Below are 10,682 nucleotides of genomic sequence, written 5' to 3'. Positions count from 1 at the left end.
CAATTAAGATTATGAAGAATTTAATGAAATATATAATGACAGCTGCTATAGCCCTTGTTTCTCTGGGGGCTATAGCCCAAAACGGACATGAAATATCAGTCTATGCTGGAGGTGGTATCGGAGGGCTTAATCCAAAGTCGACTAATATCTTTACCATAGACAAGAAGAACAAAGCTGGAACAAATTTCGGGATCGGATATGCCTACAACTTCACAGAATCGTTAGCTCTAGTGTCGGGCATTGACTTCACAATGTATAAGTCAGAGTTTGAACTGGAAGGCTTTGATGGCAACTACTTTACTAAAGATGCAGAAGAAGACAGGGTTAAATTCATGTATGATGGCAAGGGTTACCACGAAAGCCTGAAAGCTACTTACCTGAATATACCCATAATGGTTCGCTACTCTTATCACATAGATAAAAGCTGGGGACTATATGTCTCTGCCGGAGCAAAAATAGGTTTCCGCATGAGTGCCAAGTATAATAATACGTTGCAGTCTCTATCTACAAAAGGAGCTTATGTACAATGGGGTGAAGGAACTGATATACCTGTTATCGAGGATCTGCCCGAACAGGGATTTGGAGAATTTTCTAACCTTAGTTCAGATGGAAGCCTAAAGCTCAAAACCCGTATTAGCGCTGCTGCCGAGCTGGGAGCACGTTATGCAATCGGAGAAAAATATGCTGTTTATCTGGGAGGATACATAGATTATACACTCAACAATATTAGAGGAGATGAGGCGGATTCGTTCATGAAATATAACCAATCAAATCCATCTGAGATCATTCTCAATAGTTTGGTAGGCTCATTTCATAAACGGAATATGGAATCGAAAGAGTTCCTTAACAAGCTAAGACCTATTAGTATCGGTCTAAAAGTTCAGTTTGCATTTTATCTATAAAATATATTGCCTTAATGATTCTTTTCGGGAATCATTAAGGCAATTTCCTATATTATCTTACTTATATTTCAGCCATTTAAACATTTCGGCAAAAGATACTTTCTTTCCATACATAAGTATCCCTACCCTATATATCTTCGCTGCTAGTCTTATCATCAATGTTGCAGTAACAAACAAAACCACGACAGACAAAGCCAGCTCCCACAAAGGAATTTCGAACGGAGCACGAACCATCATTACCACCGGAGAGGTGAAAGGAATCAAAGCACACCAGAAAGCCATACTGCCTTCGGGATTACGAGCTGCCGCAAAACCGGTATAGAAAGCCAGCATAAGAAGTATCGTTACAGGCATTACCATCTGCTGAGCCTCTTGCGAATCGTTAGCTCCCGATCCGAACATGGCAAACAATGAAGCAAACAACAAATACCCTCCTACAAAATACAATATAAGGCATAAGACAACCTGTATCCAATTGATATTAAATATTCCTTTAAGACCATCTTGCAAGTCGGGATTAAGCTGCATCATTCGCATAGCTTCCTGTGAATCCATTGCAGAAGACATGTTTATATCTACTCCGAAGTAAAGCTGTATGGCAACTAAGATACCACCTCCTATTATAAGCCATATAAACAATTGTATAAGCCCCACAAGCCCTACTCCTATTATTTTACCCATCATCAGATCGAATGGCCTCACTGATGATATTATGACTTCGATAATACGGTTGGTCTTTTCCTCTACTACACTTTGCATTACCAAAGAGCCATACATCATAATAAAGAAAAACATACAAAACGTAAGAGCCATGCCAACTACAGAAGCCACTTCTCCCAAAGTCTCAGACTCTTGCCCTGTCTCATCCCAACGGATTGTGGACACATGTATTCTATCTTCCGACTTGAGAAGGCTTTGCAACTCTTGTACTACCTGAGGCTCTATATTTGAACTTTTAGAAAACTGATCTATTTTCTTTTCTCTGACAGCCGAAGTCAGAACATCATTTATATATGCTGTTAGTTCGCGTGGAGGCTGCTGTTTCTCTGAGAAAAATGTAGCTGCATCCGGAGTAATATTCAAGTCCCCGTTTATCTGCAATAATGCTGTGGCTTTGCCCTTCGGAGTGGAATCATTTGCTGCAAGATTTATAAATTCAAAGGATTTAGAAGACTTGAACAAGTCGGCATACAACCCTGAGTTATCTATTATGTAAACCTTATTTATATCATCGTTACCTCCGTATTTCTGAATAAGGAGAGGCAAGAACATTACCGCCACAAACAAAATAGGAGTGAGCAAAGTGGTAAGGATAAAAGCTTTTGTCTTCACCCTAGAGTTCAATTCTCTTTGTATAATTATTCCTAATGCTTTCATTATTCTTTCTGTGATACGATTTGTATAAAAATATCATTCATCGAAGGGAGTTCTTCTTCAAAACTCAGCACTTCATATTTTGCAGTCACCTCTTGCAACAATTCGGAATTAGAAACCCCATCATGGCGTTGTACTCTTACTGTCACTGAATTGTTACTTTCCGATCTCGACAGCTCACTGAAAAGAGCCGATTCTACATCGAACAAATCGCCTGCCACCTGCACCTTGAAAATATGCTTACGATAACGGGCACGTATTTCTGTGACATTACCTTGTAGAACAACTTTCGACTTATTTATCAAAGATATTTCGTCACAAAGTTCTTCTACCGACTCCATATTGTGTGTAGACAGGATTATTGTTTTCCCCTGCGATTTCAGTTCCAGCAATTCATTTTTCAACAGCTCTGCATTCACAGGGTCGAATCCGCTAAAAGGCTCATCGAGAATATATAAATCTGGTTCGTGGATTACAGTAGCAATAAACTGTATCTTTTGCTGCATTCCTTTCGACAGTTCTTCTACTTTCTTATTCTCCCACGAAAGTATATTAAACTTTTTAAGCCAAAAATTAGTCCTTTTTTTAGCCTCTATTTGCGAGAGTCCTCTGAGACGAGCAAGAAAGACAATATGTTCACCTACTTTCATCTTCTTATACAGTCCTCTCTCTTCGGGCAGGTAACCTATATTAAATATGTCTTCGGCTGTCGATTCTCTTCCGTTCAACAGAACGGTTCCTTCATCAGGCGCTGTTATACGATTAATAATGCGTATCAGAGAAGATTTACCTGCACCATTGGGGCCAAGCAAACCATAGACACAGCCTTTAGGTACCTGCACACTAACTCCGTTAAGAGCTGTGTGATCTCCATATTGCTTTACAATGTCTCGTGTTTCTAAATAAAACATGCTGATATTTTTATTGTTTTTTATGGTTATGTCAAGTAGCTATTAAGTTAGTCGCCACGATTATCAAATAATCACAAATTATCGGCTTCTTATTTTAACTAAAAGATGACAAAGGTAACACTTTTCCAGTATTTTATATTTGTCTCTTTTTTAAATTTACAACTATAGCTATTTGCCTTATAGATAAAGTTTTTAGATATAAAGAAGATTATTTTATTGTATCAGATTCCAAAGAGTCGGGTGGCTTCGGAAAATACTTTTCCAGTTTCTCTCTCAATGTATCAGTCATATCTATTTTTTTTGCCTGATAATCGCACGAAACGATGAACACATCCTCTTTGTCCTTATTTTCCGAACCATGCCATTCTTCCATCACTTTCAAGTAGATTCTGCCCTCATTTGCTACTGAATAATAATATCTGAAATACCTTGATTTAGCTTTTGTCTTTGCAATCCCTATCTCGATTTTGTCCATCACAGACTGTGGCAATCCGGCGTCGTAGAACACATCTTCATTGAAAGAGTAATATGCCAGCTTTTTGTATGCCTGTTTATCATAATCCCTAGCGCTTCCCCTATCGATATGTTCGAAACCATCTTCTATACTTATTTTATAAGAAAGAGACGGAGATTTGAATAAAAAATATTTATTGTCTCCAAAAGAGTATTGCGATAAATCGACCTCCAATATTGCAAGGGTAGAGTCTACAACTTGTATCTTGGCAAACACAGTCCTTTCATCGTACTTATAATCTTCTGTGTGCGGCAGCCGATAGAGCCATAAAACACCTAAAATGACAATAATAACAAAATAATAATTACCTAAATTCCGAAGCCTGTTTTCCATACTTATAGCCAAGGGTTACCACCCCCACTACTCGACCCTTTTAATAAATAACCTATAATTAGTCCAAATATAAACGTAGCTATACTCAATAATATAAAGGTAGCAATTACAATACATACTATTTTCAGCGCCAACTTCAACTTTTTCTTATTTGCCGGCTGTTTAGCTTTTTTCAAACCCAGATACAGTGCAAGAAGAGCACTCAAAGGCGTGGCTACATATTGCAAAACCAAAGATAATATATCATTGTTTATCGCATAAGTATTGCCTATAAGATAGAAAAGCAGGCCAACAACACCGCTTTGCAAAATCACCAAAGGTGTTAATAAACGCTCCGGTATATAATAGTCTTCCGAATCGTAAGAAGTGTTATCACCTTCATCTGTAAAGTTTTGCTCCATTTAAGTTTGTTTCCTTAGGATATTGTACTAATCGTAATCTGACACTACCATCTGAGAATTATTCTTTCTCCCAATTCTTTTGCCAAGGCTTTCTTTATTTCTTCCAGACTTTTAAGCTGTTGCATAAGTTCTATAGCGGCATCCCAATCGTTCTCTTTCTGTTTTTGCTGCATTTCATCCTTTATGGCTTTCATTTGCTGAGAAATATACGCATCCTTAAGTTCGGTAATTACACGAGGCACGTTTTTTGCTAAATGTTTCTCTTCGGCAAGCGGAGTATCTTCTTTTTTGGCATCCTCGCCGAACTGCTTCACATGTATTTTACTTAGCTGATATCTGTCGCTCACTATTTCGGCAGCTATCCTACTGACCTGCGGATCGGTATGTGCCAAAAAATATCGGGATGGATTGAATTGTTCGTCCTCCGATTTTTCAACAGCCTCTTCCAACATCAGTGTATATAAAGGGTTTGTAAACCAGAAGCCATCTCTTTTAAGGTCAAATTTAATCCAATCAATTACTGTTGTCGGCATATCTCCTGTCACCATATTGCCTTCTCCTCCTTCAAATAATATCTCCATGCCATAACGCACAACGTAATACAATATGGCTAATTCGAATTTATCTATCGGTGTCTTTTTTCTGACAGGCTTCGATCCGGACGGTGGAATCTTAGAAAGATCATTGTTCGCAGCAGACATTTCGGGAGCTATCTGAGGAGTATTATGCTTCTCGTGATAAGCCAACCTCTTCTTATTCACCTCCTGAGTGAGAATGCGCTCGTCTATATCCAGCAGTACACTACAGTCTCTGATATAAACAGTCCTGATAATATTGTCTGGTATAACAGAAATACTGTTTACAATATCGGAGATAAGAGACGCACGCTTTATTGGGTCATTCCCTGCTTCGTCCAACAACAACTTCGTCTTGAAACGTATAAAATCGACTTGATTTTCCTTAATATATTCGTTGAACGACTGAGCATTTTGTTTTCGGGCAAAAGAGTCCGGATCTTCACCATCGGGCAGCAAAACCACTTTTATATTCATTCCGTCTTCCAACAGAAGATCTATTCCTCGCAAGGCTGCTTTTATACCGGCAGCATCACCGTCATATATCACCTTTACATTATCTGTAAACCTATGAATAAGACGTATTTGTCCATTGGTAAGAGCTGTGCCCGAAGAGGCTACGACATTCTCTATTCCTGCCTGATGCATAGAGATAACATCCGTATAGCCCTCTACTAGATAACAGCAGTCTGCTTTAGTTATAGCCTGTTTGGCAAAATAGATTCCATATAGCTCATTTCCTTTATGATAAATATCGCTTTCGGGAGAATTGACATACTTTCCCGTGTTCTCAGCTTTTTTGAGAATACGTCCACCAAAGGCTACTACTTTACCCGACAAGGTGTGTACCGGAAACATAACCCTTCCCCGAAATCGGTCTGCAAGGTAGTTATTGTCTCCTTTAATAGTCAAACCTGTTTTTACCAGATATTCTTCCTTGTATCCGTTTTTGATAGCCTCTTGAGAAAAAGCATCACGCTGATCGAGACTATATCCTAACTGAAATTTCTCTATTATATCTTCTCTGAAGCCCCGCTCCTTGAAATAGCTAAAACCTACCGACTTTCCTTCTATATGGTTATGTAACGTATTAGCGAAATAGTCCCGAGCATAATCATTGAGAATAAAAAGACTTTCTCGCTCATTATAGGCTTGTTTTTGCTCGTCTGTGAGTTCCTTTTCCTGTACTTCTATATTATACTTTTTTGCCAGAAACTTCAACGCTTCGTAATAAGACAATTGCTCATGTTTCATTATGAAATGAACAGCAGTCCCCCCCTCTCCACAAGCAAAACACTTACATATATTTTTTGCCGGAGAAACATAAAAAGACGGAGTTTTATCGGTATGAAAAGGGCATAAGCCCACATAATTTATCCCTCTGCGTTTGAGTGTAACAAACTCAGACACTACATCAACTATCTGTGCAGCATCCATTATACGGTCTATGGTTCCCTGATCTATCATAAATTGGATGTACGAAGATAAGTAAAATATCTTGATCTGAATATTAAATAATGCAAATCAAATCCCCTAAGACTTCAATGCCTCCAAATACTTTTTACAGAAAAAAACACTTCTTTATTTACAATATAAAAAAAGTAAAAAGCTGGTTTGTAATACTCTTTTTTATACCTTTGTTAATTCAAATTTCTGCTATAAAAACTTATCTCGTTTATGCAAAAAGCTGTATTATTCTTTTTTCTATTCATATCTGTATTAACTAATACATATGCCCAAGAGCCAACAAAATGGACTCTAAATCTTACAGACAAAGGTAATGGAGAAGTCGAACTTTCCGCCAGTTTCAAAATAGACCCTACATGGCACATATACGACATCAATCTACCCGATGGAGGCCCCATACCAACAAGTTTAGCCATCGACAACCTGAAAGGGGCAACCAAGGTTGGCAAATTTAAAGCAGTCAACTCAACTCTCAAAAAAGTATATGACGAAATATTCGGCATGGAAGTCGGTTATTACGAAAAACAAGTCACATTTGTACAACGCCTGAAAATAACAGACAAAGCAGCATTTGTACTTGAGGGTGATCTTCGCGGACAAGTATGTAGCGAGGTCGATGGGCAGTGCATTCCTATCAAAATAGACCTGTCATTTAAGTCTAAAGATTTACCAGCGAGTCTTGTTGTTTCTAAAACAGAAACCGGCAAAGAAGATAGTGCTGTCACAGAAGCTCCAACTGAGAATAACACTCCTGATGTAGAGAGCAGTACAGACTCAGTTCCTCAACTCACCACCTCTGCCCCTCCTACCGACAAAGCAACCCTATGGACCCCTGTCATAGAAGAGCTTCGTACTTATGGCGCAGCAGGAGACACTTCAAACATGTCTTTATTCTGGATATTCCTTGTAGGAATGGGCGGAGGCTTCATAGCCCTGCTTACCCCATGCGTATGGCCTATGATACCGATGACAGTAAGTTTCTTCCTCAAACGAAACAAAAAAGATAAGGGCAAAGCAATCAAAGATGCAATCACCTACGGGCTTGGAATCATTATTATATATGTAGCCTTAGGACTTATAATCACGGCTGTCTTTGGAGCAAGTGCATTGAATGATTTGTCTACAAGCGCCATATTCAATCTTATATTCTTCGGCCTGTTAGTCTTATTCGCCGTATCTTTCTTTGGAGCTTTCGAATTGGTCTTACCTTCATCGTGGACAAACAAGATGGATCAAAAAGCCGATTCTACAACAGGTATTATAAGCATTTTCTTCATGGCGTTTACGCTGGCTTTGGTTTCTTTTTCATGTACCGGACCTATTATAGGAACGTTGCTTGTCGAAGCAGCCGGATCGGGTAGCATGATTGCTCCTGCAGTAGGAATGTTTGGCTTTGCATTCGCTTTAGCTATACCATTCTCTTTGTTTGCCATATTCCCTTCATGGTTGGAGAGCATGCCAAAATCGGGAGGCTGGCTCAATTCGGTAAAAGTTGTTCTGGGATTTTTAGAACTGGCTCTTGCTCTAAAATTCTTATCAGTGGCAGACCTTGCTTATGGATGGGGAATACTGGACAGAGAAGTCTTCCTTGCATTATGGATAATAATATTCGTTCTTCTTGGTGTTTACTTACTAGGAAAAATAAAATTACCGCACGATAGTGACCTGAAACATATATCTGTGCCTCGTCTGTTCATGGCTATCATATCATTTGCTTTTGCTGTTTACATGATACCGGGGTTATGGGGAGCACCTCTAAAAGCTATCAGTGCTTTCTCTCCTCCATTGTTTACTCAAGACTTCAATCTATATAAAGGAGAAGTACATGCCAAATTTGACGACTACGAAGCAGGAATGGAATATGCTCAGAAAAACAACAAACCTGTAATGATAGATTTTTCAGGATATGGTTGTGTAAATTGTAGAAAGATGGAAGCTTCGGTTTGGACAGACTCCAGAGTAAAGGATATTCTTGAAAAGGACTATGTGCTTATAACCCTGATGGTAGATGATAAGAAGAAATTGCCGGAAGTGATAGAAGTGGAAGAAAATGGCAAGACTTCGAAGTTGAAAACAGTAGGCGACAAATGGAGTTACCTGCAACGTCATAAATTCGGTACGAATTCTCAACCATATTATGTATTGCTGAATCACGAAGGAAAACCAATAGGACCTTCTTATGCGTATGATGAGGATGTACCCAAATATCTCAATTTCTTAAACAAAGGATTGAGCAACTTCAAGAAACAAAAAGAAGACATAAAGGAATAACCTAATAATAACGAAGGAGCAGATTTTAGAAAAAGTCTGCTTTTTCTTTAAACAACAATAGACAGATATGCACACTAAAGAACAGAAGCTGGAAGCATTCGGGCGTCTTCTTGATATCATGGACGAATTGCGTGTCAAATGTCCATGGGATGCAAAACAGACTAACGAAAGCCTACGAACTAACACAATAGAAGAAGTATATGAACTATGCGAAGCCATTATCCAAAACAGTGACGAAGCTATAAAAAAAGAACTGGGCGATGTATTGTTACACGTTGTCTTTTATGCAAAAATAGGAGAAGAAAAAACAAGCTTCGACATTGCTGATGTATGCAACAGCCTTTGCGACAAGCTGATATTTCGTCATCCTCACGTATTTGGTGACGATGCCGCTAAAACAGCGGGAGAGGTAGAAAAGTCGTGGGAACAGATAAAGCTGAAAGAGAAAGGAGGAAATAAAACCATTCTCGAAGGTGTTCCGGCATCACTACCCTCAATAGCCAAAGCTCATCGCATACAGGATAAAGCTCGCAATGCCGGCTTTGATTGGAATAAGAAAGAAGATGTATGGGAAAAGGTCTCGGAAGAATTTTCGGAATTGAAAACCGAAATTGCCAAAATGGACGAAGATAAGATGGAAGCGGAGTTCGGCGATATATTTTTCAGTCTTATCAATGCGGCCAGATTGTATAAAGTGAATCCGGATAATGCTTTGGAACGAACCAATCAGAAATTTATCCGTAGATTCAACTACATAGAACAGGAAGCAAATAAAAAGAATATAAAGCTGAAAGACATGACATTGTCCGAAATGGACGAGCTATGGAATCAGGCCAAGGCAAAAGAATAAACAGAAAGGGGCACTTAATTATTAAGTACCCCTTCTTTCTCTTCTATTATTTAGATTAGCTCCTTATGAGGTTCTTATCGCTTTTCCAGGACGCAAAACAGTTTTAGCAGTCATACTGTTCAGGGAACAAAGCTTACTCACCGATGTGCCGTATTTTCTGGCAATAGCTCCAAGAGTATCGCCTTTCTTTATACGGTAATAGTTAACTTTTCCCGATGCATATTTGTTAGTAGTACTCACTTTCGATCTGGTTGGAGTAGAAGCCAGATTATTAACATTCACCCCCTTGCTAGATCTGTTATAGCTGTTCGCAGTAACCATATATGTATCTTTATGGCATACCTTATTATCAAAGTCTACAATATAAGTAGGATTGATCGGATTGCCCAAGAATCTTATTTCAAAATGTAAGTGAGAGCCGGTCGAACGCCCCGTATTTCCTCCGAGAGCAATAGGATCACCCGATTTTACAACATCATCTTCTTCGACTAAGAAACGGGATAAATGTCCATAAACAGTTTCCAGTCCATTAGGGTGACGCAATGTAAGGTAATATCCATATCCTCTACGCTCATATTGTTTTACACGTACTTTTCCATCAAATGCTGCATAAATAGTATCTCCGGTTTGCACTTTCAGGTCTATCCCATAGTGCATTCTACGGCGGCGAGGACCAAAATTTGATGTTATATATCCTGTTGTTGGTATTGTAAAGTTTGCCAAATTTACTTTGAACGTATCCGGAATATTTTCTATCGAACGATACGCATTTACATATCTGTTGTTCCAAATTCCGCCATACAAGTCTTCTGCGGGAATCTCATCTTCACTCAATATCCGTTCTTCTTGTATTTCTTTAAGAATTGATAAATCTCTCTTTATTTTTATGCCGTCTGCATATAAGTTATTTGCATTAAGCCGACTATGGCGTTGCTTGTATTTTAGTTCTGCCCGGTCTGATTCGGTTGTATTTCCTTTGTTGTTTTGAGTAAAGCCGCTCATTGGGATTAAAAACATGGCCGCCAATGGCAGTAATCTGAGTTTTTTTAAACTTCCGGCTAAAACAATATTACTTTTTCTCATA

9 protein-coding genes are annotated in these 10,682 nt (G+C 38.8%); 3 read left to right on the top strand and 6 right to left on the bottom strand.

Annotated elements, in window-relative coordinates:
* Positions 1 to 11 precede the first annotated feature (11 nt).
* Positions 12 to 902: a porin family protein gene (locus BGC7_RS14175; RefSeq protein WP_050702264.1), complete on the top strand. Its 891-nt coding sequence runs from the start codon at positions 12 to 14 to the stop codon at positions 900 to 902.
* Between the two features lie 57 nt (positions 903 to 959).
* Here BGC7_RS14175 and BGC7_RS14170 read toward each other — a convergent pair whose 3' ends face one another.
* The 5 genes from BGC7_RS14170 to dnaG form a co-directional block, all read right to left on the bottom strand.
* Positions 960 to 2,279 (bottom strand): ABC transporter permease, encoded by a 1,320-nt coding sequence (locus tag BGC7_RS14170; protein ID WP_050702263.1) that lies wholly within the window; start codon positions 2,277 to 2,279, stop codon positions 960 to 962.
* Entirely contained in the window at positions 2,279 to 3,187 is a 909-nt protein-coding gene (locus BGC7_RS14165) for an ABC transporter ATP-binding protein (protein ID WP_050702262.1), read from the bottom strand. Before BGC7_RS14165 ends, BGC7_RS14170 begins: the two co-directional genes overlap by 1 nt.
* A 208-nt stretch (positions 3,188 to 3,395) precedes the next feature.
* A complete protein-coding gene (locus BGC7_RS14160; protein ID WP_157258737.1) occupies positions 3,396 to 4,034 on the bottom strand; it encodes a hypothetical protein in 639 nt (212 codons plus the stop codon).
* Positions 4,035 to 4,036: 2 nt separating this feature from the next.
* A complete protein-coding gene (locus tag BGC7_RS14155; protein WP_050702260.1) occupies positions 4,037 to 4,435 on the bottom strand; it encodes a hypothetical protein in 399 nt (132 codons plus the stop codon).
* 44 nt (positions 4,436 to 4,479) lie between these two features.
* Positions 4,480 to 6,477 (bottom strand): DNA primase, encoded by a 1,998-nt coding sequence (gene dnaG, locus BGC7_RS14150; protein WP_050702259.1) that lies wholly within the window; start codon positions 6,475 to 6,477, stop codon positions 4,480 to 4,482.
* A gap of 210 nt (positions 6,478 to 6,687) precedes the next feature.
* On the opposite strand from dnaG, the gene BGC7_RS14145 reads away from it, so the two are divergent.
* Positions 6,688 to 8,748, top strand: coding sequence for a protein-disulfide reductase DsbD family protein (locus BGC7_RS14145; protein ID WP_050702258.1), 2,061 nt, complete (start codon positions 6,688 to 6,690; stop codon positions 8,746 to 8,748).
* A 67-nt stretch (positions 8,749 to 8,815) separates the two neighbouring features.
* Positions 8,816 to 9,598: a nucleoside triphosphate pyrophosphohydrolase gene (gene mazG, locus BGC7_RS14140; protein WP_050702257.1), complete on the top strand. Its 783-nt coding sequence runs from the start codon at positions 8,816 to 8,818 to the stop codon at positions 9,596 to 9,598.
* A gap of 63 nt (positions 9,599 to 9,661) precedes the next feature.
* Here the strand turns inward: mazG and BGC7_RS14135 are convergent, their stop codons facing one another.
* Entirely contained in the window at positions 9,662 to 10,681 is a 1,020-nt protein-coding gene (locus BGC7_RS14135) for a peptidoglycan DD-metalloendopeptidase family protein (RefSeq protein WP_050702256.1), read from the bottom strand.
* Position 10,682 lies beyond the last annotated feature (1 nt).

It is taken from the genome of Dysgonomonas sp. BGC7 (genome assembly GCF_001261735.1).
In the GTDB taxonomy this organism is placed as follows: domain Bacteria; phylum Bacteroidota; class Bacteroidia; order Bacteroidales; family Dysgonomonadaceae; genus Dysgonomonas.
This window is presented reverse-complemented; position numbering and strand designations above follow the sequence as displayed.